Source organism: Aquibacillus koreensis, assembly GCF_025154055.1.
Taxonomy (GTDB): Bacteria; Bacillota; Bacilli; order Bacillales; family Amphibacillaceae; genus Aquibacillus_C; species Aquibacillus_C koreensis.
Window position 1 is genome coordinate 44,035 of record NZ_JAOALK010000014.1, and the last position, 24,954, is coordinate 68,988.

Genomic DNA, 24,954 nt, shown 5'->3' on the forward strand with positions numbered 1-24,954 from the left:
TAGAAAGAAAATAAAGGGAAGGTATTTACCTCCCCTTTACTACTTCTATATATAATGATAAATTCCTCTATCAAATTATATTATTAACCTTCTTCTTTCATACCTTTTATTTCCGATTCATATGCTTTTTGAAACTTTTGGATATCTCCTGCACCCATGAAGATCAAAACGCTGTCTTTATATTCTTTAAGTTTTGCAGTCTGATCCAAGTCTAATACGTGACAGTTCTCAATTAGAACCCTTAAATCTTCAATAGTAAGCTTATTATCACCTTCGCGAGCTGATCCAAATATGTCACATAAGTACACATGATCAGCGTTACGTAAGCTACTTGCGAACTCTTGTAAGAAAGTTTTCGTTCTTGAGTACGTATGTGGTTGGAATATAGCAGTAATGGATTTTGTTGGATACTTTTTTCTTGCAGATTCAATTGTAGCTTCAATTTCTGTAGGATGGTGTGCATAATCATCAATAAGAATTTGGTCTCCTACAATTGTTTCGGAAAAACGTCGCTTTACGCCTTTAAAAGAATCCAATTTTTTAATCTCGTCTGCCTTCATCCCTTCATATTGACAAATAGCAATAACAGCTAAAGCATTTAACACGTTGTGGTTGCCGTATGTTGGGATGATAAATGAATCATAAAAGTCATTTCTGACAAATACATCAAATGTTGTACCATTTTCTGTTTCTGTAACATTTTGTGCTTGAAAATCATTCGTATCGGAAAACCCATAATACACTACTGGAACTTTTGCTTGAATTCGTTGAAGATATTCATCATCTCCACATGCAACAATTCCTTTTTTTACGTTTCCAGCCATTTGTTGAAAGGATTGGAATACATCTTCAATGCTAGTAAAATAATCAGGATGATCAAAATCAATGTTAGTCATAATACAATAATCCGGTTCATAGCTTAAAAAGTGTCTGCGATACTCACAAGCCTCAAAAACAAAATATTTACTATCCACATGACCTTTGCCCGAACCGTCTCCAATTAAATAAGAAATGGGATAGGTTTGTTCCAAGACATGAGAAAGTAAACCAGTCGTTGACGTTTTGCCATGAGCACCAGTTATAGCAATACTTGTATATTGTTTTAACCATTCTCCCAAAAATTCATGATAGCGATAATAAGGTAATCCTAGTCGCTTTGCTTCTTGAATTTCCTCATGATCATCTTTAAAAGCATTACCCGCGATAATTGTTAATCCTTCTGTGATGTTATTCTTTGAAAAAGGGTGAATCGGAATTTCTTTTTCCTCCAGAGCAGCCTGGGTGAAAAATTCTTTCTCTACATCTGAACCTTGCACTTTTTCTCCAGAGTCATTAAGAATTTGTGCCAGTGCACTCATTCCAGTCCCCTTAATACCAATAAAATGGTAAGTTGTCATAAACAAGAACCTCCAAAAAGAGTGATGAATAAGATACAAAAATACGGATCACTCTGGTAACTATTACAATATTATAGCAAATCAATTGGAATAGGTGAATAACCATCTTTATATTCCCTCTAATTATTCCCTATTTTGTGTAATCAACGACCTTCAAACGCGGATTCGGTCGATAACGTCTTCCCTCTTTTGCTTGATCTTTTCCATTCAGTAATACATTGTCACCTGTAAAACCGATGTTGATATCTAACAGATTTCTGCCGACACCATAAACATCAACAGGGACATTCTGTTGTTCAAACACACGAATTTTCTCCTCATTAAAACCACCACTTACAATGATTTTAACGTGATTATATCCTTCATCATCTAAAGCCTTACGTAAGGCAAAGATCAGTTGAGGATTAACACCTCGAGGGTCAAATGTTCCCATCAAGTGTTGATTTCTTAAAAAATACTTATCAACCATATTTTTCGATGTATCGAGGCGAACCCCCATTAGTTGGTCTCTGAACTCTCTAGCTACTTTAAGAGAATCGTTAATAACATCATTATTGTAATCAACTAAGACCATTAAATCATCATCCGGATATACTTCCTTGTAAGCATGTGCAGCAGCAACGATATCTCCCTCAAACATTTGAATCATAGCATGGGGCATCGTTCCCATTCCTTTTTTCCCCCACCATTCATTCATGGCATGCGTGGCTTGAGCGGTAGAACCACCAATAAAGGCCGCATAGCCGTCACCAGCTTGTTGGGTATAATGATCATCGCGATCCCCCATAAAAATGACTGGCTTTTGCTTTCCGGAAGTACGTGCGGCTTTAACCACATTATATACATTTGTTGCGACTGACGTTCTTCTCGCCAGAATTCCATCAATGATTCCTTCCAAATAACCAAACGATTGGTAAGGGCCAGTAACGGTTAACACTGTCTCAAATGGGGTTATTTTATCTCCATCTTTTAAAGAACGTATTTCTAACTGTTCCGGGTGATCAGCAAATGTATGTAGCAAGGCAATCGCTTCATCAGTACCACAAAGAACTGCATTATCTTTTTGAAAAAATTGCATGGTCACTTGATTGTCAGGGACTAGTTTTTCTGCAATTTCTTTTGTTTTAAGAAAATAAACGGCTGAAAACCAACCTTCTTTAATTCGCTCATCAAATTTAAAAGTCTTATTTGTTAGTCTTTCAATTTCACCATTTAACTTTTTTGTAATTTCCTTCATTACAATTGCTCCTTAAACTTCTTAGTCTTTGTCTATCATATTAGAATAGCCGTTCTTAAACAAGTTATAACCTGTTACTTTTAATAAACAATTATGAATGAATCTTTAGTATTTGATTTTAATCTGTGGTTATGAAAGATATTTATCAGAGAAGAGCGACTCAAGGTCCTGGTCACTAATAAGCACATCTCTTGGTTTACTACCCTTTTGCTCCGAAATAATTCCGTTCATTTCCATTGTATCAATAAGCCTCGCAGCACGGTTATACCCAATCTTTAGTCTTCTTTGCAATAGAGAAGTACTTGCTCCATTGTTTTGTACAACAAACTCAACCGCTTCTACATATAATTCGTCTTCTTCCTCGTCCATATTTAGTTGTCGTAATAATTGCTCTTGTTCAAATAAATAGTTTGGTGGAGAAGATTTCTTGATAAATGCAGTTACACGTGAGATCTCTTCATCCGAAACAAAAGCACCCTGAATTCGAACTGCTTTTCCAGCCCCATTTTCAACAAATAACATATCACCTTTTCCTAATAACTTCTCAGCTCCACTATTATCAAGCATCGTTCTAGAGTCTACTTGCGATGATACACTAAAAGCAATGCGAGTAGGGATATTTGCTTTTATCAATCCAGTAATAACATCCACAGATGGTCTTTGCGTTGCGAGTAACAAATGAATACCACACGCCCTTGCCTTTTGTGCAATTCGACAAATTGCATCTTCAACGTCTTGTGGAGACGCCATCATTAAATCCGCTAACTCATCAATAATAATGACGAGGTAAGGTAATTTTTCAGATGTACGATTCTGTGACATGATCTTATTATTGTATCGGTCAATATCTCTTACACCTTCATGAACAAACTTTTCATAGCGATCTTCCATTTCATTGACAGCCCATTTCAACGCAGACGTGGCTGCCTTCACATCGGTTATAACTGGTGAAACCAGATGTGGTAGTTCATTATAGGGTGCAAGCTCTACCATCTTTGGATCAATGAGTAAAAATCTTACGTCCTCATGATTCGCTTTATATAACATACTAATTAGAATCGTATTAATACACACACTTTTACCTGATCCGGTTGCCCCAGCTATTAAACCGTGTGGCATCTTTTTTAAATCTGTAATAATCGGTCGTCCAGCAATATCTAAGCCTAAGGCTACACTTAATGGAGAAGGATCATTTTTAAACGAATCTGTTTCAAAGAGCTCTTGTAGAACAACTGGCTGCGGTTTCGGATTCGGAACTTCTATTCCAATTGCATTTTTACCTGGGATCGGGGCTTCCATCCTGATATCTCTAGCAGCTAAGTTTAATTTAATATCATCACTAAGGTTTTTTATTTTACTAACTTTAACCCCTGGCTCTGGTTGAATTTCAAATCGGGTAACTGCAGGTCCTTGCATCGCATTAACAACTTTTGCACGTACGTGAAAATGTTTTAAAGTGGTCTGAAGTAGTTGGATTTGTTCTTCTACCCATGTACTATCCTCTGTTGACTTTTCTACTCGGTCATTTAACAAGTGAATTGGTGGACCCTGGTGTACTTTATTTGTTGTCGTAATGGTATCTTCTTTCACTACTTTTTCTTCCGTCATTGATTTAGTTAGGTGACGCTTTTTGTCCCTGGGCGTCATCATGACATTAAACGGAGTTTGCCTACTTTCTCTCACCTGTTCTTTCAAAACGATAGGATCTGAATCTATTATTGGTTCATTTAGTTGATCAGCCTTAGCTTCTGGTACATCGATACTGTTATCCGTCACATTTATTTCTGGTTCTATGACTGGTTTGTATTTCTCTTCATCGATTGAGTCCTCTTGAACAAATGGATCATTTCTTTCGTGTAAATCCACTGTTTCTACCTCATTATCTATGTAGTTAGACACTGGAGGATTCTCTTCATAATCTACTTCTTCATGCTTAGAAATAAAGGAAAGATCCTGCTCTTCTACCTTATGATTTATATCATTTTCTTTACGGATAAAAGCTGGGATGTCTAAAGACTCTTTACTAGGCCTGTTTTTAAAGCCATAAACTGGAGAAGGTACATCCGTTGGTTTAAAAGGGACCCGTTCCCTTTGATCAGATGTTTGTTCTGATTTCTCTTCCAAACGTTCTCTTTTCCTTCGCTGCAACGATTGTTGTGGTCTTGATATTTCCATTTTAGGAGCACGGGCTTTCATTGGAATTTCAACATTCCGATCATTAGGATATTGATAGGTAACACGTGTTTGAACTGTATTTTGTTCCCCCAATGAATAACTTCTCTCTTTTGATGAAGGAATTTCCTTCGATTCTTCGTCAAACATATATTTAATTTTTTTCTTTATATGCTCCCACATTACTTTTCACTCTCTCTATGTCACTGTTTAACTCTCATTTTATCAGTTTTCCGTATGAAATGGATAGATCAATTAGAAAAACTCGCATTCGCTCGTCTTTTAGCGAATGTGTAGTCCCTAAAGGGAAGACCAAGGCCCTTTTTCTTAAGCTTGGTACAACTATATTTCCACTGCGTCGAAAGACTTCTAAGTAGAAAATGTACACTCTCTGATTGTATGAAAAAAGCCTTGTCACAAAATGGTGACAAAGGCTTGTACCCTGTTATGGTTATTAGAAATGAAAGGCTTGACCTATTTCATAAGCATCATCGAGCACATAAATTCCCTTTTCTTCTGGCGCATTAGGTAGACCTAATTCTTTTTGAGAACAGATCATGCCACTAGAGTCTATACCTCTTAATTGAACAGGTTTGATTTCCATTCCACTAGGCATAATGGCACCAACCTTAGCAATAACCACTTTTTGCCCTTGATCCACATTTGGTGCTCCGCATACGATTTGTAAAAGCTCATCACCCACATCTACCTTACACACGCTTAACTTATCTGCATTTTCGTGAGGCATTTTCTCTTGTACAAAGCCTACAACAAATTTAGGTGATAAATCGATATCAAGCTTATCTTCTAGGTTATTTTTTTCGAAAGCAGTTCTGATTTCATTTAACAAATCATCTGTTAGACTAATTTTTCCATTGTCATTGATTGCAAAATAATTAGATGCATTAAAAATGTTATACCCTAATAGTTCACCACTTGTTTTGTCCGTAATCTTTACTACATCCCCAAATGTTTCATATGTAGTCTCATAACGATCACCTTGCTTAATTGGCAAAATTAATACATCACCAATACCTTCTTTATTATAAAAAATATCCATGTATTATTCATCCCCTTTTGTATTTTTGGGCTCAGTAGGACGGTTTTTTGCTAGAATAAAAATAGGTTCTAATTTCTTATCCTCATATATAAAAGGTAAAGAAGTAATAGGAACACGACCTTCTGCAAAAAACTTCATCGTCATCTGAGCTAAAATGTCATAGCCCGTATCATTTTGAATATCAGCAAAAATTAATACATCCTGATGTGGAACCGCGACAGCTAGTTCCCCTTTACTATTTGCCTTCATTTCTTCCAACAACGATTCGTTTAGAATTCTACTTGCGTCGTACCCATCTTGGGCACCTACAAAATAAAAGTCGTTGTCTGCTACTGTATCAATTTTCGGATTAGTTTCTAGTGAGCGCACATTGAAGATGGAGATCTCTCTAATCCTGTCCATTGTCCAACCTTCTTTTTCTAGCATCTCTTCATCAATCAATTTATAGGTTGAACCAAGATCTAACGCATAATAGATTCGCGTTTCAGCAGTATGATCCGAATAGATGAGCTTCATCCCCGATTTTGTTTTCTTAGGAAAAGATGTAGCCCTGATCACAGGAAAGATATTTTTTTCCTTTCCAGTCAACACATGTTCGACATTCATGATTTTCAATGCTTCTTTTACATGATATTCTAAATCAGCAACAGCAGCTTCCCCTCGTTGTTCATATTTTGCCACTACATTTGGTACGGTTATCGAAATCCCTTGTTTTGTATCTTTCCACTCAACGCGAAAAATATCTTTATCTCTGTTAAATGACGTTCTCCAGTCTGGATTTTGAAAGCGTTCCTCCAAAATCTTTTTCATTTTTATGCTTGTCATTTTCATATCCATTTCCTCCTTTCCAATCTCCATTTAGGAAGAAAATAACTAATTGTAATTTTAGCATTTATGTCGATTTTATCAAAAATACTTCTTCTACTGGTTTGCCACTAGAAGAAGATAGTGTACCTATATGTCTAACCCATTTAGAAAAGTCTCGATCTCCTGTTGTGTTTTACGATCTTTACTCACAAAACGACCAGCTTCCTTGCCACCAGAAAATGCCAAAAAACTAGGAATGCCAAAGATATCATTTTCTGCACAAACATCAATATATTGATCTCGGTCGACATATATAAACGTAAGGCTATGATATTTTTCTTCTATTTCTGGCAAAAGTGGCTCTATCACTCGGCAATCGGGACACCAGTCTGCAGAGAATAAAAATACTACCTTTTCACCACTATTTATTTGTTCATGAAATTGTTCGACTGATTCTAATTTTATCAACTGTATCAACTCCTAAATAACAAGTATATATTATTCATACTTTATTTTCATGTCTCCAAGCTTAATCCATCCTGCTTTTCTCATAAGTTCAGAAACAACAAGACTAATGATCGCCGGTGCAATAATGTGGAGGATTAATACCATCCAGAAAACCTCTATGGTAAAGCCCATCGTTTCAAATGTCATAATCTGACCAACAAATCCTGCTGTCCCCATACCTGCACCAGCCTCGTTATTCGTCATATCTAGCCACACACTTGCAATTGGTGCTAAAATAATTCCCGCAATAGTAGGAGGTAAAATAATAATAGGTTTTCGTAAGATATTTGCAACTTGAAGCATAGACGTACCGACCCCTTGAGCAACAACACCACCCATACCATTGTCTCTATAACTAGCGACAGCAAAACCAACCATTTGAGCTGCACAACCAATCGTTGCTGCCCCTGCGGCTAAACCATCCAATGAAAGCATAAATGCAATTGCGGCACTTGAAATTGGAGCAGTTAACGCCCACCCCATCAGTACAGCAACAATAATACCCATAATAAACGGTTGTTGTTCTGTCGACCAATTAATAACGTCACCAAATCCTGTCATAAACGTATCAATCGGTGGCCCAATCAGTTTTCCAGCAGTAAAACCAACAACAATGGTTACTAACGGTGTTAGAATAATATCTACTTTTGTTTCTTTATAAATAAGCTTACCGAATTCAGTTGCAAACAATGCTGCGACGTAACTTCCAGCTGGACCACCGAGGCTATAACCAAATGCCCCCGCAAATAATACCGAAAACAAAACAAGTGGTGGGGCTTTTAGTCCGTATGCTATTGCAACTCCAATTGCGCCACCAACGACAATCGGTTGCATTGCGAAGTCGCCCATTTCAATTAACCAATCAAATAATGCAAGTTCGCCAAATAACTTTGCTAATTGTTCACCTGCTGTTTTAATAATTAAACCAATAATAAGAGAAGAAAAAAGTCCAAGCGCCATATAACTTAATGCAGTAATAAAGTATTCTTTCGGTGACAGTGTCACACCTTTTTTTGCTAAAAAGTTCATATTGATCCTCCTTGTGAAAGTAACCTTCTATTAGTGTGGAGCAATGTTCAATTCTTAGTATGTATAGCTAATATTAAGCTTAATTTATCTCAGATGAAAACACACGTAATAAATACAATAAAAATTACGTGTGTTTGATTTATGCGCTTGGTTGATACCAAGTTTTATATTAAGTTTCAATTATTGTTGTGTGTAAGCAATCGAGTTAGCCATTTGCATTAAAGTTTCTGTATCTTCCACTAAGTCGTCGAGTGTGGTCATTGTAGTGATTTTTGCACCACCTACACCAATTTGCAACTCATACGAAGCCTCTTCATCTCCAGATGTGGTAACACTTATATAGCCAAATCGATCATCTGTCTCAAATGATTCCAGTAAGGTGAAATTCCCCATTGCATTCGCAGCTTCATAATTAAGTCTACTCGTCTTCTCTTCAAGTGGATTATAAAATAAGATATAAGTCTTATCCTCTTTTTCGAGTAAGAGATTATTCATTGTTTCTTCTACAATAGTAAAGCCTTCTGGTAAGAAAAGTGAGAAATGTTCTACATCTTGGTTGGATTCCAAACTTTCTTCTTCAAACTTAGCACTCGCAATGTCTTGTGCTTCCTTCAAAACTTCTTCCTCTGTTTCACTACAACCACTCATGAGGAAAACTAAGATTGCAAAAATGATGGCAAAATGCCATTTTGTTATTTTCATTTTCGGAGCCTCCTGTTAAATCTAGTCCTTTATTCCCCCTTAATACATTTCTCCCCTTTCTATAATACTATGAATTAAAAATTTGACAAGGTTTGATTGAATTCAACAATTGGATTCTCCAAAATCAGGCATATATAATACAGATAATGGGTAAATAGTAATTAGAAAATCAATTGGAGGGGACTATATGAACTTAACAGTGTACTTAGCGGGACAAATACATGATGATTGGCGCAATCATTTAAAAGAAAAGGCAAAAGCAAAGAATTTACCCATTGAATTTGTTGGCCCACAAGAAGACCACGATTTATCTGATGCAATTGGAGAAAAGGTGCTAGGTGAACAGCCAGGAAATGTCTATCGTGATGATGCTGCATCAGCAATAAACAACTTTCGTACGGAAGTGTTATTGCAAAAAGCAGATGTCGTCATTGCTCTATTTGGTGAGAAGTATAAGCAATGGAATACAGCAATGGATGCTTCCACAGCAATTACACTAAAAAAACCTACTATAATCGTGAGACCTGAGTCACTAATCCACCCATTAAAAGAACTATCCAATAAAGCAAATGTAACCGTGGAGACGATTGATCAGGCATTAGAAGTAATGGAGTATATCTATAAATAATGCAAAAAAACTTGTGCTTAACCAACGGGCTCAGTACTACAAAGAACAAGAAATAACACATTAAATAGGAGTACAATTCGCGCAGCGTTTTGTACTCCTATTTTTACGTCTTGCAAATAATGAGGTATTCCTTTTCCTGAAATGTTTGTTTGGAATTTCATGTTAAAATTTACATAGGTGAAACAAAAAAGGTATGTTCAACTAGAGCTCTAGAGTTTACAAACATGAGAATACTAATTCAAATCGATAGAAAGTGGGATATTAATGTTACTAACTCCTATTGGTCCTATTAAGTTGTTTATGATAATGAAGAAATACAATTCAAGGCAATAAGAGTTCCTTTAGACAAAAGATGCATAAATGTTGATGGGAGATATATGATTCAATATAAATTTAGCAAAGGATCTAAAAACCAGAAAATTCAATGTTGCCTACCATCGATTGATGTAAAGGGAGATATTGAAAGCGGTGAAAGGCTAGAAGCGATTGCATTCTACAAGGGCCGTATCAAACTTACAATAGGTATAGAGGCGAGTTTTGGTATGGAGGTGGAAGATGGTTACGACTATACAGGTAATTATTTGAGCAATGGAATTGAATGTAAAACAAATTTATATACAGAAGATCAAATATTTCACTTCGGTGTTATCTGGATAGAACCATATACACAGGAAAATGATCATCAAACATGGTACGGTGCTGATCCTGCGATGACGCCTTCTTTAAAAGATTAGGTCTTTGTTTTAATAAGAACAATCAAATAGTATGAAAAAATGCTCAGAATTTTTTCTGAGCATTTTGTTTGCTGTTTATAATGCTAAACCTGGTTAAACTATCTCAAAACTGAACCCGTTAGCTATTGATCAAGTTTTTTGTGATATAATTGGTTACACTTTTTTATTAAATTCATATTGTCCTCTTAGTAATTCCATCACATGGGTAAACATCGCTTCTCTACCAACATATCCCTTTGTAAAAATTCCAATTGCGCCTTCATGTTTCCTAACATTTGTTTTCTTAGTAAAAAGATCCATCACTTCTCCTAGCTCTTTTCCCGCTTCTAGTTGTTCTGTGATCTCACGTGGTAGAGGGATTCGAGCACCACTTGCTACATACACTTCACCTGTTTCATCGACAAGCGCTCCCCAGTTACATAAAAGCATCTTTTCACCTAACTTCATGACTCCACCTTCTAAGCCAATCCCAATTACACCTTCTGCTTTAGCGGCACACTCTTTTGCACGGTTAACAGCACCTATGAGCGTTTCTTGATCGGTAAATGGTTGAGGTGATACATTGGATGCTGCTTCAACTGCTTTGACTTCAAATTCAGAGAATATATTTTCTACTGCCTTAATCTTTGTCGGGTTTTTTGAACCGATATATATAATCATTTTTTTTCATTCCTTTTGCTTCGTTTTATTAATTATATTGTTTTTGGATATACGGAGTAGATGTAAAATGCGCAGTAACTAACTCACCCGCCATCTATGTTCGATTTTGGCGGCTATGAGATCCGTTATTTGTCCGAAATCTTCGTTTATATTATTTTAGCGGCTACCAGATCCCTTATTTGCCCTTATTTCATTAATTACGTGTGCATTTTGCTGAAATAGCGTACTGTATAGCCGCTTAGATTTTAAAATCGCCTAAAATAGGAAAATAAGGTCTCTCATAACCGCTCAAAAATCTAAGGAAATCTTGGCGGTCATGAGATCCGTTATTTACCCTAATTGCATTGATTTCAATGTCATTTTATTAATATAGCGTACTGTATGACCGCTCAGATTCAAAATTGGTTAGAAACAGGAATATAAGGGAACTCATGACTGCTTGCGTTGTATTCTCTCATCATCTTGTGTTACGACGCACTCTATAGAAAATATGAAATAAAGGTTCAAACAAAGTTTATAAAAATATTATTATTTTTTAGCTTTGGTACAAACGTAAGAAGGACTAACGAATGATGCTTAATCTCGTTAGTCCCTCCTCTGAAGTTATACGTTTTTTCTAATTTGTTCAAGCGTATTTTGGTCTGTTGCTTTTACAAGTTTAACAATTAACTCTTTTGCAGCTGCATAATCATCGACATGAACGATAGAAGCATGTGTATGAATATAACGTGAGCAAATCCCAACAACTGCAGAAGGTACACCCTCATTACTTAGATGCACACGTCCTGCATCTGTTCCACCTTGAGAAATGAAATACTGATAAGGAATATCATTTGATTCAGCCGTGTCTAAAATAAATTCACGCATTCCTTTGTGTGTAATCATAGAACGATCAAAGATACGTAATAAAGCACCTTTACCTAGTTGTCCAAACTCTTTATCATCACCAGACATGTCATTTGCAGGTGAAGCATCTAAAGCGTAAAATATATCTGGTTTAATCATATTAGCTGCAACTTGGGCGCCACGTAAACCCACTTCTTCTTGTACTGTCGCACCAGAGTATAATTCATTTGGTAATTCTACACCTTGCAGTTCTTTTAATAGCTCAATGGAAAGTCCACAGCCATAGCGGTTATCCCAAGCTTTTGCTAAAAGCTTTTTCTCATTCGCCATTGGCGTAAATGGCGTAATCGGTACAATTTGTTGTCCAGGTTTTACACCAATTCGTTTAACATCTTCTTCATCGTCTGCACCAATATCAATCATCATATTTTTTATATCCATTGGTTTGTTACGTTGTTCAGGTGTTAAATTATGAGGTGGAATCGAACCAATTACCCCAACTATAGGACCGTTGTCTGTAATGATTTGAACACGTTGGGCAAGTAATACTTGTGACCACCATCCACCTAGTGTTTGAAAGCGAATCATCCCATTCTTAGTTACTTGGGTAACCATAAAACCAACTTCGTCCATGTGACCAGCAACCATAACTTTCGGTCCTGTACCCTTTTTCACACCAAAAACGCCACCAAGGTTATCTTGAATAATGTCATCTGCGTATTTAGATAACTCCTGTTTCATAAACTTTCTAACAAAATGCTCATTGCCAGGAGCACCTGGTAATTCAGTTAAAGTACGAAATAATTCCAAAGTATCTTGATTCATATGTATGACCTCCATGTTAACTGACATAATGTAATTGTAACGAAACATAGATATTGTTTCCACTTTTTAGATGTGTTGATGTTTTCTATTTTTTCTAAAATCAGGTATACTAATACTAAATTAAAAATTTTAACCTTGAGGTGAAGTGCGAATGGATTGGAAAAAAATCACGATTGCTGCTGGAGTTGGTGCTTTAGCTGGCTACATAATTAGTGATCAAATTACTAGACGACAACATGTTTCTCCTGAAAAAGCATTAAAAATCGCAAAAGAAGCATTCAAGCAACAGGGTCCAGTTAGTGGATCGTGGATATATATGAAACCCGAACAATTAGTGAAAAACGGGTTGGATTACAGTGTTTACCGTGGTGGTGTTACAAGAACGGTAGATGGCGTTAATACACAATATGAATTTTATGTTGACGCTGCTACTGGTACAATCATTGATGTTGCAGCAACAGAAGCTTCTAGTTAAAAAATGAACGGAGCTACAATAGCTCCGTTCATTTTTTATTTAGGAAAACGCGCCTTACAGCGATAGATGTTTTGACCTTTATTAGAGAATTTTTCTTCATATTCTGTCATCACGTTAGTCGGGTCATTAACCTCATGTAAATCAAGCAAAACTTCGTCTAAGATCAAACCATATTGAGAAAAGCTAACAAGCGAATATTCAAATAATCCTCGGTTGTCCGTCTTAAGAACAAGTTCACCATCATCTTTTAAAATATGGCGGTATTGGTCTAAAAATGATTTATAAGTTAGTCTACGTTTTGCATGCCTCGCCTTTGGCCATGGATCAGAAAAATTCAAATAAATCTTATCCACTTCATTTTCCCCAAATAGCTCGGTTAAATTATTTGCGTCCTCATTAATTAATCGTATATTTTTTTGATTAGAATCCAATACTTTTTGTACAGCACTAACCAAAATACTTTTTGCTAGTTCAATCCCGATAAAGTTTATATCATTATTTTGCTCAGACATACCAACAATAAACTGGCCCTTACCTGTACCAATTTCCAGATGAACTGGATTGTTATTGTTAAAAACATCTTCCCATTTATTTTTATAATCGGATGGGGACAATTCTACAATGTCTTTATTATCTCTTAAGTAATCATCTGCCCACGGCTTATTCCTTGCACGCATATGAAATCTCCTTCAATCATTTCTTTATTTGTTTAACAGTAGCACGCGTTTAAATCCATTTGCAAACGCATATACTATGCTTCCCTTTTTATTGCATATAAAAAAGACTGATTTACAAATAAGAAAGTCAGTCCTTTTTGAATAATTGACACAAAATAGCAAAAAATATTGTCAAAGGTGGGATGTCTATGTCTTTAAATGTAAACGATCAACTTCATGTACTATATGATTTGTTAAGTGAACAGTCAGAAGATTGCTGTGGTAGTGTATCTGAATGCCAGCAAATCAAAAGACTTGTTCAATCTCTGATCTCTAATGAATCTGTAAATAATCAAGAATTACAGCAATTACTACCTGAGATTTATAACTATGGTCGTAAAGGTGAAATAGCTCAAAACTTGGAAGAGCATATTTCCACCAATCAACAAAATTTAAAGACCTGGGTAGATGTTATCCATTATACTACAGAGTAACTCGTTTTATAAGCCGCTTTAATTGTAGAAGCTGTTGAGCGGCTTCTTTATATTCTTTACGATTTGTGTGCCAAATAAAATAATTAATCGAGTCAATCATTAAATACCAATGCATGCGATCAACTAAGTGTTCATCCAATTCCGTTCCATAACATGTTAACCAATAATCCCAGTCCTCTTCTGGTATATACCACTGTAAGATCATTCCTATATCCATCGCTGGGTCACCAATTAATGCATTATCCCAATCAATTAGGTATAACTGACCATTTTGGGACAATAGCCAATTGTTATGGTTCATATCACAATGGCAAACAACTTGTTTATTGTGGTAAACCATCGGTAGCATCTTCTCTAAAATCTTGATTGCCTGATGTACCTCCAATTGCATGAAAGCTCCATTAACACGTACAGTTTGCTTTAGATTAGTTAATATTTCAATAGGTTTTAAAGGTTTTTTCCCAATCCTCATTAACATATCTAATAACTCTGAGGAATGATGTATTTTACTTAATAGTTTGGCTACTTCTGGGTGTTGCATTTCTTCAGGTGACAATTCTTTTCCTTCTAGCCACTGTTGTGCAGTAACCACGTCACCATTCTCTAAACGCTTTGTCCAAACTAGTTTTGGCACAATACCTTGAGCTGATAATACAGCTAGAAAAGGAGAAGAATTCCTCTTTAAAAAAAGGCGGTTCTTTTCACTTTTGGCATAGTAAGCTTCTCCGGTTGATCCTCCTGCTGGTGTTACCGTCCATTCTTTTCCAAGTATATGTTCCAAACTTTTCACCTTCAATTCCCCAAATCTATGAAATAATTAATTCCTGTTAAAAGGACAGTATTAATAGATTAACGCAAACAAGCTATCTTTTTCAAGTACTCCGTACATAAAAATGCGAATAATGTAGATTATAGCATTTTTTTATCCTTTTGTGGGCGATTTTTTCTTACAATATAAACCAAAAATTAAAAAAGATGTAAAATGCATGGTAAAAAAGCTTTAAATTAATACAGATCGATTTCATCTTCCCACTCAGGACGGTGAATCGATGAAGTATAACAGTGCCTTAAAATTAATTCTGCAACTTTTAATTGTTTATGTTTTAAAGGCGATACCAATAACCGTTTATCTTGTAACCATTTTTCATGCTGCGCTTTACCAACAAATTTTGTATGGTAAGGTTCTGATGAAAAATCAATCGCATTTGTTCTAGACAATACTACTTTCTCAATAGGAAAATCCACATCATATTTACTTAAAATGCTTCGTATTATTTTCTCTGTTCTTTTAATTGAAAGTAACGGGTTTAATATCCTTGTTTGTACATTATTCTCTTCCTTATACCAAGCACGATCAACGCCAGGTACTAAGGTTATAGTTGAATTAAACTCCACAATTTTAATAATCTCTAAACCTATAGGGCTAATAAGAATCACGTCCCCTTCCATCGGACTATTTTTCAACTGAAAAACAGGCTGATAGAAAAGTAAATATGTATCAGGAAATCGTTGTAAAAAATACTTCAAAGTGAAATCATCGTAATACGCCTTGTCGAAAAAAGACATTTCACTTACCGTTGTAGATGCCCATTTAAACTGAAAAGGAAGAAGTGTATCAACAAAGTACTGGATTAACTCTTTTTTAGAATGAGGAATCGTTAAAAGTGAATCACTTTCTTCTGCCTCACTTTCAACATTTTCTCTCCGTTGAAAGAATCGTTTCCATTTATAAAAATTATTTTCCTGAACTTCTTCCATATGCTCGATTTGTCTTTCTTCTTTTTGTTGTTCCCACGTTTGCAATAAATTTTCCCAATTTTCTTTTTTGAGTCGAATATACTGCGAAGGATAATGATAGATGTCTTTTTCATATCTAGAAATATAGTCTTGTAATTTTACTAATTGAGCCACTGCGTCACCTCAACTCAGTTTAAACGTTTTTACCGCTTTATATTTTGGTGATTGTGATGGGTTAATTTGATATATAACAAAATGATCAACCTGAAACGATGGTCGGTTATTTATAAGTTTGTTTAATTTAGCCATCACATCTTCATCTATTTTATTACCATGTTTCCACTTTTTCCCTATAGTAATATGTGGTCTGTAGGGTCTAGTCTCTTTATTAAACCCTGCATCCACACACTTATCTTCCACTGCACTATATAAAGAACTTAGAGTAGGGTTTTCTTGCACTCCCATCCACAAAACACGAGGTTTGTTAGGATTACCAAAACTCCCTATTACACTAGGTGTTAGAGAAAGACGGGGCATGTCCTTGATATTTTTTAAATACTCGATCATGTGGTTGAATGTATCATCTGACACAGCCCCTAAAAACTTTAACGTGATATGAAAATCCTCGACATGTGTCCATGAATGGTAATGAAGCTCCTCTTGCGTCTTTATTTTCCCTTGTAGTTCCTTTAGCCATTGCTTCACGTCTTCTGGTAATGGAACTGCAATAAAATAGTGTGGATCCTGTGACATAGCAAGTCCTCCAAATAAAATCGTAATAATATCTTCCTATACTTTTTACATAGAAAGCTAATTATATTACGCTTTTGTCATGATCTTTTGGTATGTCTCTTTATCACAAATAGCATATAACTCTGCATCACTTGCAATTTCGACATGTAGCATTCGGTTAATACTTAAGTTACTTCTATCCGAAACAAGTGTAGCTCCTTGTTCAAGTAGGTCATGAAAAGCATCTCCATATGTTTTCCAATTAGAAGACAATGGGATGTGATACAAATCATCGCCATGAGACCGACTTAATAGCTGGCTATAAACATTTGAAATTCCTTTACGGAAAGCAGAGCGAACAAATAGGGAAGAAATCGTCTCATTCGATATGATAAATTCATCTACTTTCATATATTCAAAGTTTTGTATATGGTTTTCTTCCATAACTTCCACAATCGTATGTACATCAGGTGCTATCGACTCGATTGCTGAAGCAAGTAACAATGTTTTCCCATCCGCTAACTGGTCATCATTTATTTTATCATCTGCAAAAACGAGTACTGCTTCTGCCTCTTTAATATTTGCTTTTAGTAATGTTTCACGTTCAGAAGCATGACCACGAATATAGTGGATATTCCCCCCTAACATGGGAGCCTTGTCCAAATGATCAATAATGACAATCTCTATCTCTTTATTCGTATCTAACATTTCTTTAATAGCAAATTCTGCTTTTTGTGACCATCCGATGATGATGTAATGCCCCTTTTCCTTATACACAATATCACCTTCCTCCCTTTTTTTACGAAAGCTTGCTAAACCATCGACAACCTTTCCAATAACGACCCCAATCAACCCAATTCCAAATATGTACAGAAAAAGGGCGATAATTCTTCCCGCAAACGATATTGGATAATAATCTCCATATCCAACGGTCGTTACCGTAGTCATTACCCACCAAAAGCCATCAAAATAAGTTGGAAAGGTCTCACTTTCCACTTCTACAACCAAATAGGAAGCGAAAGCAACTAATAAGATACTTGTTATAAAAATAACACTATTTTGGATTTTAACTACTTTTTTGAAAATTTTTCTAAAGAAGTACATACTTATCCCCCCTCTATAATAAAATGAATTACATGAATTATCTGTAAAATCAGATCGTACATCTAGCGTTTTGCAACAAAAAAGTGTAAAATTAGAATAACTTCTAGATTCGCGATCACTTATGTCTAATGAAGAACATTAAGGAGTGGTTTTTTGAATCAATCTACAACCCGCATGCTAACAAGAGTCAAAGCTGTCTATCTGTATATTAGAGAAAATGGACCAGTAAGCACAGTTGAGATAGCAGAAGAGTTTGGAATTACAGACCGAACCGTTCAACGAGACTTAAACGTCTTAGAACACAATGGTTTAGTTTTGAGTCCAATTCGTGGGCAATGGAAAATCACTAAAAAGAAGGTTAAAATATCGTAAATGAGTATGTATAGAATGAAAGGCTGACAATAAGTCAGCCTCTTTTTTTGACTTTACTTATTCGTAATAGAAAGTAAGTAATGGTATTCATCTTCTGTTAATTCACGATATTCCCCTAATTCCAGACTAGGGTCTAGATCTAAAGTTCCCATTGATAATCGTTTTAGGTACGTTACTTTTTTCCCCACCGCTTCGAACATTCTTTTTACTTGGTGGAACTTTCCCTCCGTAATCGTTAACTCTATTTCAGAAAAGTCCCCTCTTGTTAAGATGGAGAGTTCTGCCGGTTTTGTCACATACCCATCATCGAGTGTGACTCCCTCTTTAAATCGTACCACATCCTCTTCTGTTACACGACCATCAATTTTAGCGTAATACGTTTTCCCTACATTTTTTTTAGGTGATAACAACTGATGAGCTAATTTACCGTCGTTTGTGATTAACAGTAAGCCTTCTGTATCTTTGTCTAACCTTCCCACAGGAAAAGGATCAAAAATGATATCCTCTGGCTCTAATAAATCGATTACCGTCGAATCTCTTGTATCTTCTGTTGCCGAGACGTAGCCAGGTGGTTTGTTCATCATTAGATACACGAATTCTTTATATTCCACGCGTTCACCATGAACGGTTACTACATCTTGTTCAGGGTCAACATGAAGACTATTACTTTTTATAATGTCTCCATTTTTCTGCACTGCCCCGTTTTTTAGTAATGTTTTTACTTCTTTTCTACTGCCAAAACCCATATTGGCGAGTAATTTATCAATTCTCATATAGGACTCCTAACTATCTTGTTCTTCGAAGAAATTTATCTAATACTCTTACTCGACTTCCTAACACTCTCTCTAATAAAGTGGATGAATAACTTAGCCATAGGTAGATCCCTGCTCCAACTGTAATACTAATTATCAGTACAACCAATGCTTCCATTTGACCGTCTCGATAAAAGAGAAATGGACTCAGCCCCCACTTGGTAAGCAAAACTGAAATAGCCATAATCGTTGTAAATATTACTATTAACATTGTTCTTTTTATTAATTCACGCATTGGAAATTCAACAGAAACTATTATACGCCAGATATTTAATAAAACCGCTGTAAAAACTGCTAGAAATGTTCCAAAAATTGCTCCTTTTGCTTCAAATAAATGAATGAGTGGAACATTAAGTATTATTTTAATTAATAGACCTGCTGACAAGCTTACAACTGCAAACTTTTGTTGATTGATTCCTTGTAGCACAGAAGAACTTACAGCAAATAAACCATAAAATAATCCTACAGGTGCATACCAAGCTAACAAATTACTTGTAAGATCTATACGGTTTAAATCAAACAAAGCACCATAAGCTTCATTTGAAAGCAAGCTAAGCCCAACTACGGCTGGAAGTACAAAAAGCATCACAATTTGAAACGATTGGTTCATTTGATAGAACATTTGACTCTTTTTACCTTCAGTAAATGATTTTGTTATCGCAGGTAACATTGCCAAAGATAAGCCAGTTGCAATAGTTACTGGAATAATTACTAGCTTATGGCTATAGAAATTCACACTTCCTAATGCAAACTCTGAGATATCCTTAAGACCAATTGCGTCCATAGCGTTGTTAAAGGTAAAGACATCTACCTGTTGATATAAAGGTGTTGCAATACCTACTAGTACAAATGGTCCAGCATACTGAAACAATTCTTTAAATAAGTCTCTTGTTGGGATGTCATGTGTATGCGTTTGTTGTTGTAGTTGTCGATCTAAATATGTTTTTCGTCTTCTCCAGTAGAGAAATAATACAATACATGACGCAACAGCTCCGACAAATGCTGCAAAAGTAGCATATCCTACTGCAGTAGAAATCGACCCATTAAAAACATTCACAATTACAAATGCTGCTGAAAGTAAGAAAATAATTCTTACAATTTGCTCAACAACTTGCGATATTGCAGTGGGACCCATCGACTGATACCCTTGAAAGAAACCTCTTACGATACTCATAGCTGGAACGATGATCAATGCAAAGCTAACCATCCGGATAACCATAGCAATATCTTCTGCCGAATTCCCTTTAGGATTATCTGCCCGAGCTAAAATCAACTTTGCCATTAGATCTGCTGAAAGATATAGAAGTAGAAACGCAACAAAACCAGTAATGAGCATAATCAACATTCCTGATTTAAACATCCTTCTACCTGTTTCATAGTCACCTAATGAATTATATTTTGAAACAAACTTAGAAACAGCTAAAGGTACTCCTATTGTCGATATACTTAATAAGATATTGTAAGGATTATAAGCGTAGTAAAATAATGCTCCTCCCGTTTCACCTACTAAATGATTGAAAGGAATAACATAAAGCATTCCTAATAATTTTGATAAGAACGTTGCCGCTGTTAATAACATCGTACCACGTAAAATTGTTGATGTTGCCATACATTCACCCTGAATCCATATATTATAGTCAATGTTTCTATTTTATCATAATTGATCTTACAAAACAGAAAATTATTCCCTAAAAAAATTCAACTTTCTACACCCACTTATTTATGAAGAGAATGATATTCAAAATCCCTTCCTATAACGAACAATCCATCTGTGGTAATATTGATTGAACTAACTAATAATAATAAGTACAATAAGAAAGCGATAGATAGTATCAGACATTTATTTCGTTTTTGAGAGGATGAACACCTTGGATTATCAAGTAACCGTTATTGGGGGTGGACCTTCAGGCTTAATGGCTGCAATAGCAGCAGCTGAAAATGGTGCATCAACCCTTTTGATTGATAAAGGAAACAAACTTGGAAAAAAACTAGCGATCTCAGGTGGAGGTCGTTGTAATGTTACAAATAGACTACCTAAAGAAGAAGTGATTAAACATATTCCTGGAAATGGACGCTTTCTACATAGTGCATTCTCCGTTTTTGATAACTATGATATTATTGACTTTTTTGAAGGACTTGGCGTCGAATTAAAAGAAGAAGACCATGGCAGAATGTTCCCTGTCAGTAATTCTGCCAAGACAGTGGTAAATGCACTGCTTAAACGTCTAGATGACCTAAACATTACGGTCAAGACTGACACACCCGTGGAGGCAATTCACTTTGGTGATCATCAGCATACGATTATCTTAAAGTCACAAAAAAAGATTGAGACCGGCGCTGTTATAATTGCAGTTGGTGGCAAAGCTGTCCCACATACAGGTAGCACAGGTGATGGATATGCATGGGCGAAAAAGGCTGGTCACACTATCACTGATTTATATCCAACTGAAGTCCCACTTCTATCCAATGCTTCTTTTATTCAAGAAAAAAAACTACAAGGACTCGCGCTAAGAAACATAGCTTTATCTGTTTTAAATAATAAAAGCAAAAAAATTATAACGCATCAAATGGACATGCTATTCACCCATTTTGGTATATCAGGACCTGCAGTTCTTCGTTGTTCCCAATATGTAGTGAAAGAGTTGATGAAGGGAAATAAAAAAGTGACGATGGAAATCGATGCTTTACCTGAACAAAACGAACATCAAATGTATGAAGAATACATGCAACTTATTGACAATAATCCAAAGAAAAATGTAAAGAATAGCCTTAAAGGCATTGTACCTGAAAGATATTTAGATTTTTTACTCGAGAAAAATGAAATTGTTGGCGATGAGAAAAACGCAAATATTTCCCGGGAAAAGATTCGACATTTGCTCCATGATTTCAAGGCATTTCAGTTTGATGTCTATGGAAGTCAACCAATTGAAAAGGCATTTGTAACGGGTGGCGGCGTTTCGACAAAAGAAATCGTTCCGAATACGATGCAATCAAAAATCATGCACGGCTTATACTTCTGTGGTGAAATTTTAGATATTCATGGTTATACTGGCGGATATAATATTACATCTGCAATGGTAACAGGTCGTGTAGCCGGTATGAATGCAGCATGGGAGTCATTAGCTAAGTAAAAGAGGATGGAGTATTTTGCTCCATCCTCTTTGTGCTATTCGTTGATTTTTTCTAACCGAATCCATTTACAGAGTCTATTTTCCATTATATCAATACTTTTAAACAAGATTAATCCCAATAAGCTAATTGCAATAATACCAGCAAACATTTGAACATAATCTACTCTTGTCCAACTATCCATAATGAAATATCCAATACCGTGAGTTGTCGCAAAATTCTCTGCAAAAAATAATACTGCTATACTCGTCCCGATACTTATGCGCAGTGCTGTTAGTAGCTTTGGCAAAACAGCTGGTATGATCAAGTGTTGGTAAACTTGTAGTTTGTTTGCTCCTAATGATTTAATGGAGAAAAACAATTCCCTACTTAACCCTTTAACACTATCCCTAGTAGTGACTAGAATTTGAAAGAAAATAATAATAGTAACCAACATTACTTTTGACGTATCACCTAAACCAAACAAAATCATTAATACGGGCAAGAATGCAATCTTTGGCACAGGATACAGCAAATAGATCATTGGAGATATCCAAGCATCATATTTATCATTTATGCCCAAAAATAATCCTACTGATATGCCAAGGACTAAAGAAATAACCACTGCAAGGATAATCCGGTATAAGCTTACTAGTATATGTAGTAATAAATCATCCGTTAATAACGAAAAAAATTCAATTATTGTTACAAATGGACTGGGAATGATTGGGCTATTGATAAACCAATAAAGTAAGTACCAGGTAAGCAATATAATTAGGCTACCATACAAGGTTTTATATTTATAAATAAAAGTTTGTATGCTCATAGGCTCGTCGTCTTTTCTTGTAAAGAATGACGCACATCTGTACACAATCGATAAAAATCAGGTTTATTTCTTAGCGTTTGATCTCCAAAAAGATCATTCTTTAAGACATGACTTATATTTTTACTTCCCTGATCCATAATCACAATTTTTTGACCTAAAAAAACTGCTTCTTCAATGTTATGTGTTACAAATACAATCGTTAATTTACTGTTGTTGAAAATATTCAGTAAGAGATCTTGCAATGACTCACGTGCTATTGCATCCAGTGATGAAAATGGTTCGTCCATTAACAACAAATCAGGTTCAATTGCCAATACACGTGCAACTGCTACGCGTTGTCGTTGACCACCACTTAACTGAACTGGATATTTATCTCTTAATTCATAGATATGAAGTTTCCTTAATACATCAGAAACTTTTTCTTCTATTACTTGTTTGGGTACACCCCTTAGTTTTAATCCTAAAGCAGCATTTTTCCATACTGTTTTCCATGGTAATAACCCGTAGTGTTGAAGAATAACACCCGTTTCCTTTCTATTCTCTTTCACAGGTTGATCATGAATCAACAGTTGACCACTTGATGGTTGCATAATTCCAGCAATTCCATATAAGAGTGTCGATTTTCCACAACCAGAAGGTCCAATGATCGCGCAGGTTGATTGTTCCTTAATGTCCAAGTTTAAGTCTTTAAGCACATTGACTTTCCCGTAGCCCATTTCTAACCTTTTTAATGTAATCATGACTGTGTAAAACGGTTATCTACCATATCATTGTATTTAAAATCTACTTCAATACCTTGAACATCTTCAACCCAATCGATCACTTTGTTCAAATATGATTCACTTGGCACTCTTGCTTTTTTATATTCTGGTAAGTCGATTAGCTGATTAATTTCTGAATTAAGCTCAATCTCTTTTATTAATATATCTCTTGCTAAAGACTCATCTGCCTTGATGTCTTCTACTGCTCTATTATATCCTTCTATAAATAATGCAATTGCTTCACTTTTTTTATTAATTGCATCCTCTCTAAATACCATTGCCTCTGGCATATATCCATCATCATCCGTTAACGTGACTAATTTTTCTAAACCATTTAATTGACCCATAGATGCTACTGGCTCTGGTATAAAGGCGATATCTAATTTTCCATTATTAATCATTTCTAATCTTGTAGGAATGTCTGGTATAAAAACCTTTTCTATATCGTACATAGGTGCAATATAGTAATCCGTTAAGTAATTTGCTACACTTACTTCCATTAATCCGACTTTTTTTTGTCCATTTTCGTTAAAATGATTATTTATAAGAAAAGCAAAACTTCCATCTGTACTATTAACAATTTTTGTTTTAAACCCATTATGATGATTGTTAATAAAAGCAATTAAGTCTGTCATGGTACCGTCTAGCTCACCCGTTTGAAGAGCGCTTTGTCTATTATTTGCGTTTGTATAAATCGTTGCTTCCAATTGAAGCCCTAATTCATCAAAATATCCTTTTTCTTTTGCTAACAATATTGGTGCTGCATCCACTGCTGGCATTAGGCCTATCTTTAGTTCCAATTCTTTTGTTTCTTTTCCTAATGTTTCTGTGTTACATGCTGAAGCTACAATAACTAGTAGTAATAATAGGAATAGCTTTCCACATTTTTTCATCGGTGGTCTCCCCTTTTTATCTTTTCTATATATTTAATCTACAAAGTTAATTTTACCCCTAAGTATTAGTTGCATCAATGTGAATTATTGAACAAACTAAGGAGATTTTGTGACTCAAATTCCCTGGTTAACTTCTTGATAGGTTAAAAGTAGAGTTACATACTTCACAAGTTAAAATAAATCACGAACATCCATTTTTTTAGCGTTACTTCTTAGCAAAAAATTCACTTTCATAACATACAAAAAAACCCACTTAAAAGTTTACACTTTTAAGTGGGTTTTTTGTTGCCTAGCGACGTCCTACTCTCACAGGGGCAATGCCCCAACTACCATCGGCGCTGAAGAGCTTAACTGCTGTGTTCGGCATGGGAACAGGTGTG

Annotated in this window: 26 protein-coding genes and 1 rRNA gene; 6 read left to right on the forward strand and 21 right to left on the reverse strand. The window is 35.5% G+C overall.

Annotated features, from left to right (window positions below; translation table 11 throughout):
* Positions 1 to 83: 83 nt before the first annotated feature.
* The 8 genes from murC to NYQ66_RS04455 form a co-directional block, all read right to left on the reverse strand.
* Entirely contained in the window at positions 84 to 1,397 is a 1,314-nt protein-coding gene (murC, locus tag NYQ66_RS04420) for a UDP-N-acetylmuramate--L-alanine ligase (RefSeq protein ID WP_259867273.1), read from the reverse strand.
* Between the two features lie 130 nt (positions 1,398 to 1,527).
* Positions 1,528 to 2,634: a nicotinate phosphoribosyltransferase gene (locus NYQ66_RS04425; protein WP_259867275.1), complete on the reverse strand. Its 1,107-nt coding sequence runs from the start codon at positions 2,632 to 2,634 to the stop codon at positions 1,528 to 1,530.
* 129 nt (positions 2,635 to 2,763) lie between these two features.
* Positions 2,764 to 4,989 carry a DNA translocase FtsK gene (locus NYQ66_RS04430; RefSeq protein WP_259867276.1) on the reverse strand — a complete coding sequence of 742 codons (2,226 nt, stop codon included), beginning with the start codon at positions 4,987 to 4,989 and terminating at the stop codon, positions 2,764 to 2,766.
* A 271-nt stretch (positions 4,990 to 5,260) separates the two neighbouring features.
* Positions 5,261 to 5,866 carry a YtpR family tRNA-binding protein gene (gene ytpR / locus NYQ66_RS04435; protein ID WP_259867278.1) on the reverse strand — a complete coding sequence of 202 codons (606 nt, stop codon included), beginning with the start codon at positions 5,864 to 5,866 and terminating at the stop codon, positions 5,261 to 5,263.
* Positions 5,867 to 5,869: 3 nt separating this feature from the next.
* Positions 5,870 to 6,697 carry a DUF1444 domain-containing protein gene (locus NYQ66_RS04440; protein ID WP_259867280.1) on the reverse strand — a complete coding sequence of 276 codons (828 nt, stop codon included), beginning with the start codon at positions 6,695 to 6,697 and terminating at the stop codon, positions 5,870 to 5,872.
* A gap of 123 nt (positions 6,698 to 6,820) precedes the next feature.
* Positions 6,821 to 7,141, reverse strand: a complete 321-nt coding sequence (locus tag NYQ66_RS04445; protein ID WP_259867283.1) for a thioredoxin family protein — start codon at positions 7,139 to 7,141, stop codon at positions 6,821 to 6,823.
* Positions 7,142 to 7,171: 30 nt separating this feature from the next.
* Entirely contained in the window at positions 7,172 to 8,209 is a 1,038-nt protein-coding gene (locus tag NYQ66_RS04450) for a PTS transporter subunit IIC (RefSeq protein ID WP_259867286.1), read from the reverse strand.
* Positions 8,210 to 8,389: 180 nt separating this feature from the next.
* Positions 8,390 to 8,911 carry a hypothetical protein gene (locus tag NYQ66_RS04455; protein ID WP_259867288.1) on the reverse strand — a complete coding sequence of 174 codons (522 nt, stop codon included), beginning with the start codon at positions 8,909 to 8,911 and terminating at the stop codon, positions 8,390 to 8,392.
* Positions 8,912 to 9,098: 187 nt separating this feature from the next.
* Here NYQ66_RS04455 and NYQ66_RS04460 point away from each other — a divergent pair, with 187 nt between their 5' ends.
* Complete coding sequence (locus NYQ66_RS04460) at positions 9,099 to 9,539, forward strand: YtoQ family protein (RefSeq protein ID WP_259867290.1); 441 nt, start codon at positions 9,099 to 9,101, stop codon at positions 9,537 to 9,539.
* A gap of 377 nt (positions 9,540 to 9,916) precedes the next feature.
* A complete protein-coding gene (locus NYQ66_RS04465; protein WP_259867292.1) occupies positions 9,917 to 10,273 on the forward strand; it encodes a hypothetical protein in 357 nt (118 codons plus the stop codon).
* A 153-nt stretch (positions 10,274 to 10,426) separates the two neighbouring features.
* Here the strand turns inward: NYQ66_RS04465 and NYQ66_RS04470 are convergent, their stop codons facing one another.
* Together NYQ66_RS04470 and NYQ66_RS04475 are read right to left on the reverse strand one after the other, a co-directional pair.
* The gene (locus tag NYQ66_RS04470) at positions 10,427 to 10,933 is read right to left on the reverse strand and encodes a DUF84 family protein (RefSeq protein ID WP_259867294.1); all 507 of its coding nucleotides are present in this window, start codon (positions 10,931 to 10,933) and stop codon (positions 10,427 to 10,429) included.
* A gap of 603 nt (positions 10,934 to 11,536) precedes the next feature.
* Positions 11,537 to 12,604, reverse strand: a complete 1,068-nt coding sequence (locus NYQ66_RS04475) for a M42 family metallopeptidase (RefSeq protein ID WP_259867296.1) — start codon at positions 12,602 to 12,604, stop codon at positions 11,537 to 11,539.
* 151 nt (positions 12,605 to 12,755) lie between these two features.
* Here NYQ66_RS04475 and NYQ66_RS04480 point away from each other — a divergent pair, with 151 nt between their 5' ends.
* Complete coding sequence (locus tag NYQ66_RS04480; RefSeq protein WP_259867298.1) at positions 12,756 to 13,079, forward strand: PepSY domain-containing protein; 324 nt, start codon at positions 12,756 to 12,758, stop codon at positions 13,077 to 13,079.
* 35 nt (positions 13,080 to 13,114) lie between these two features.
* Here the strand turns inward: NYQ66_RS04480 and trmB are convergent, their stop codons facing one another.
* On the reverse strand, positions 13,115 to 13,756 hold the full coding sequence (gene trmB / locus NYQ66_RS04485; RefSeq protein ID WP_259867300.1) for a tRNA (guanosine(46)-N7)-methyltransferase TrmB: 642 nt from the start codon (positions 13,754 to 13,756) through the stop codon (positions 13,115 to 13,117).
* Between the two features lie 188 nt (positions 13,757 to 13,944).
* On the opposite strand from trmB, the gene NYQ66_RS04490 reads away from it, so the two are divergent.
* Complete coding sequence (locus tag NYQ66_RS04490) at positions 13,945 to 14,229, forward strand: YtzH-like family protein (RefSeq protein ID WP_259867303.1); 285 nt, start codon at positions 13,945 to 13,947, stop codon at positions 14,227 to 14,229.
* On the opposite strand, the gene NYQ66_RS04495 is transcribed toward NYQ66_RS04490, so the two are convergent.
* From NYQ66_RS04495 to NYQ66_RS04510, 4 genes are all read right to left on the reverse strand, one after another.
* The gene (locus NYQ66_RS04495; RefSeq protein ID WP_407652044.1) at positions 14,219 to 15,019 is read right to left on the reverse strand and encodes a phosphotransferase; all 801 of its coding nucleotides are present in this window, start codon (positions 15,017 to 15,019) and stop codon (positions 14,219 to 14,221) included. The genes NYQ66_RS04490 and NYQ66_RS04495 overlap by 11 nt on opposite strands.
* 215 nt (positions 15,020 to 15,234) lie before the next feature.
* Positions 15,235 to 16,140 carry an NERD domain-containing protein gene (locus NYQ66_RS04500; RefSeq protein ID WP_259867305.1) on the reverse strand — a complete coding sequence of 302 codons (906 nt, stop codon included), beginning with the start codon at positions 16,138 to 16,140 and terminating at the stop codon, positions 15,235 to 15,237.
* A 9-nt stretch (positions 16,141 to 16,149) separates the two neighbouring features.
* Positions 16,150 to 16,719 (reverse strand): RNA 2',3'-cyclic phosphodiesterase, encoded by a 570-nt coding sequence (gene thpR, locus NYQ66_RS04505; RefSeq protein ID WP_259867307.1) that lies wholly within the window; start codon positions 16,717 to 16,719, stop codon positions 16,150 to 16,152.
* 66 nt (positions 16,720 to 16,785) lie between these two features.
* The gene (locus tag NYQ66_RS04510) at positions 16,786 to 17,802 is read right to left on the reverse strand and encodes a potassium channel family protein (protein WP_259867310.1); all 1,017 of its coding nucleotides are present in this window, start codon (positions 17,800 to 17,802) and stop codon (positions 16,786 to 16,788) included.
* A 153-nt stretch (positions 17,803 to 17,955) separates the two neighbouring features.
* On the opposite strand from NYQ66_RS04510, the gene NYQ66_RS04515 reads away from it, so the two are divergent.
* Positions 17,956 to 18,174 carry a DeoR family transcriptional regulator gene (locus NYQ66_RS04515; RefSeq protein ID WP_259867312.1) on the forward strand — a complete coding sequence of 73 codons (219 nt, stop codon included), beginning with the start codon at positions 17,956 to 17,958 and terminating at the stop codon, positions 18,172 to 18,174.
* Between the two features lie 53 nt (positions 18,175 to 18,227).
* On the opposite strand, the gene NYQ66_RS04520 is transcribed toward NYQ66_RS04515, so the two are convergent.
* On the reverse strand, positions 18,228 to 18,947 hold the full coding sequence (locus NYQ66_RS04520; protein ID WP_259867314.1) for a pseudouridine synthase: 720 nt from the start codon (positions 18,945 to 18,947) through the stop codon (positions 18,228 to 18,230).
* Positions 18,948 to 18,960: 13 nt separating this feature from the next.
* The gene (locus NYQ66_RS04525; protein WP_259867316.1) at positions 18,961 to 20,595 is read right to left on the reverse strand and encodes a putative polysaccharide biosynthesis protein; all 1,635 of its coding nucleotides are present in this window, start codon (positions 20,593 to 20,595) and stop codon (positions 18,961 to 18,963) included.
* 259 nt (positions 20,596 to 20,854) lie between these two features.
* Between NYQ66_RS04525 and NYQ66_RS04530 the strand changes: the two genes are divergently transcribed.
* The gene (locus NYQ66_RS04530; protein ID WP_259867319.1) at positions 20,855 to 22,117 is read left to right on the forward strand and encodes a BaiN/RdsA family NAD(P)/FAD-dependent oxidoreductase; all 1,263 of its coding nucleotides are present in this window, start codon (positions 20,855 to 20,857) and stop codon (positions 22,115 to 22,117) included.
* A gap of 35 nt (positions 22,118 to 22,152) precedes the next feature.
* Here the strand turns inward: NYQ66_RS04530 and NYQ66_RS04535 are convergent, their stop codons facing one another.
* The 4 genes from NYQ66_RS04535 to rrf form a co-directional block, all read right to left on the reverse strand.
* Positions 22,153 to 22,920 carry an ABC transporter permease gene (locus NYQ66_RS04535; protein ID WP_259867321.1) on the reverse strand — a complete coding sequence of 256 codons (768 nt, stop codon included), beginning with the start codon at positions 22,918 to 22,920 and terminating at the stop codon, positions 22,153 to 22,155.
* Positions 22,917 to 23,636, reverse strand: coding sequence for an ABC transporter ATP-binding protein (locus NYQ66_RS04540; protein WP_259867323.1), 720 nt, complete (start codon positions 23,634 to 23,636; stop codon positions 22,917 to 22,919). Before NYQ66_RS04540 ends, NYQ66_RS04535 begins: the two co-directional genes overlap by 4 nt.
* A gap of 20 nt (positions 23,637 to 23,656) precedes the next feature.
* A complete protein-coding gene (locus tag NYQ66_RS04545; protein WP_259867325.1) occupies positions 23,657 to 24,574 on the reverse strand; it encodes an ABC transporter substrate-binding protein in 918 nt (305 codons plus the stop codon).
* 287 nt (positions 24,575 to 24,861) lie between these two features.
* Positions 24,862 to 24,954: ribosomal RNA gene (gene rrf / locus NYQ66_RS04550) — 5S ribosomal RNA — on the reverse strand; the annotation flags it as partial.

Excerpts from the sequence above, each read along its gene's own strand:
- murC (WP_259867273.1), bottom strand. The coding sequence starts at position 1,397 with ATGACAACTTACCATTTTATTGGTATTAAGGGGACTGGAATGAGTGCA.
- NYQ66_RS04425 (WP_259867275.1), bottom strand. The coding sequence starts at position 2,634 with ATGAAGGAAATTACAAAAAAGTTAAATGGTGAAATTGAAAGACTAACA.
- NYQ66_RS04430 (WP_259867276.1), bottom strand. The coding sequence starts at position 4,989 with ATGTGGGAGCATATAAAGAAAAAAATTAAATATATGTTTGACGAAGAA.
- ytpR (WP_259867278.1), bottom strand. The coding sequence starts at position 5,866 with ATGGATATTTTTTATAATAAAGAAGGTATTGGTGATGTATTAATTTTG.
- NYQ66_RS04440 (WP_259867280.1), bottom strand. The coding sequence starts at position 6,697 with ATGAAAATGACAAGCATAAAAATGAAAAAGATTTTGGAGGAACGCTTT.
- NYQ66_RS04450 (WP_259867286.1), bottom strand. The coding sequence starts at position 8,209 with ATGAACTTTTTAGCAAAAAAAGGTGTGACACTGTCACCGAAAGAATAC.
- NYQ66_RS04455 (WP_259867288.1), bottom strand. The coding sequence starts at position 8,911 with ATGAAAATAACAAAATGGCATTTTGCCATCATTTTTGCAATCTTAGTT.
- NYQ66_RS04460 (WP_259867290.1), top strand. The coding sequence starts at position 9,099 with ATGAACTTAACAGTGTACTTAGCGGGACAAATACATGATGATTGGCGC.
- NYQ66_RS04465 (WP_259867292.1), top strand. The coding sequence starts at position 9,917 with ATGATTCAATATAAATTTAGCAAAGGATCTAAAAACCAGAAAATTCAA.
- NYQ66_RS04470 (WP_259867294.1), bottom strand. The coding sequence starts at position 10,933 with ATGATTATATATATCGGTTCAAAAAACCCGACAAAGATTAAGGCAGTA.
- NYQ66_RS04475 (WP_259867296.1), bottom strand. The coding sequence starts at position 12,604 with ATGAATCAAGATACTTTGGAATTATTTCGTACTTTAACTGAATTACCA.
- NYQ66_RS04480 (WP_259867298.1), top strand. The coding sequence starts at position 12,756 with ATGGATTGGAAAAAAATCACGATTGCTGCTGGAGTTGGTGCTTTAGCT.
- trmB (WP_259867300.1), bottom strand. The coding sequence starts at position 13,756 with ATGCGTGCAAGGAATAAGCCGTGGGCAGATGATTACTTAAGAGATAAT.
- NYQ66_RS04490 (WP_259867303.1), top strand. The coding sequence starts at position 13,945 with ATGTCTTTAAATGTAAACGATCAACTTCATGTACTATATGATTTGTTA.
- thpR (WP_259867307.1), bottom strand. The coding sequence starts at position 16,719 with ATGTCACAGGATCCACACTATTTTATTGCAGTTCCATTACCAGAAGAC.
- NYQ66_RS04510 (WP_259867310.1), bottom strand. The coding sequence starts at position 17,802 with ATGTACTTCTTTAGAAAAATTTTCAAAAAAGTAGTTAAAATCCAAAAT.
- NYQ66_RS04520 (WP_259867314.1), bottom strand. The coding sequence starts at position 18,947 with ATGAGAATTGATAAATTACTCGCCAATATGGGTTTTGGCAGTAGAAAA.
- NYQ66_RS04525 (WP_259867316.1), bottom strand. The coding sequence starts at position 20,595 with ATGGCAACATCAACAATTTTACGTGGTACGATGTTATTAACAGCGGCA.
- NYQ66_RS04535 (WP_259867321.1), bottom strand. The coding sequence starts at position 22,920 with ATGAGCATACAAACTTTTATTTATAAATATAAAACCTTGTATGGTAGC.
- NYQ66_RS04540 (WP_259867323.1), bottom strand. The coding sequence starts at position 23,636 with ATGGGCTACGGGAAAGTCAATGTGCTTAAAGACTTAAACTTGGACATT.
- NYQ66_RS04545 (WP_259867325.1), bottom strand. The coding sequence starts at position 24,574 with ATGAAAAAATGTGGAAAGCTATTCCTATTATTACTACTAGTTATTGTA.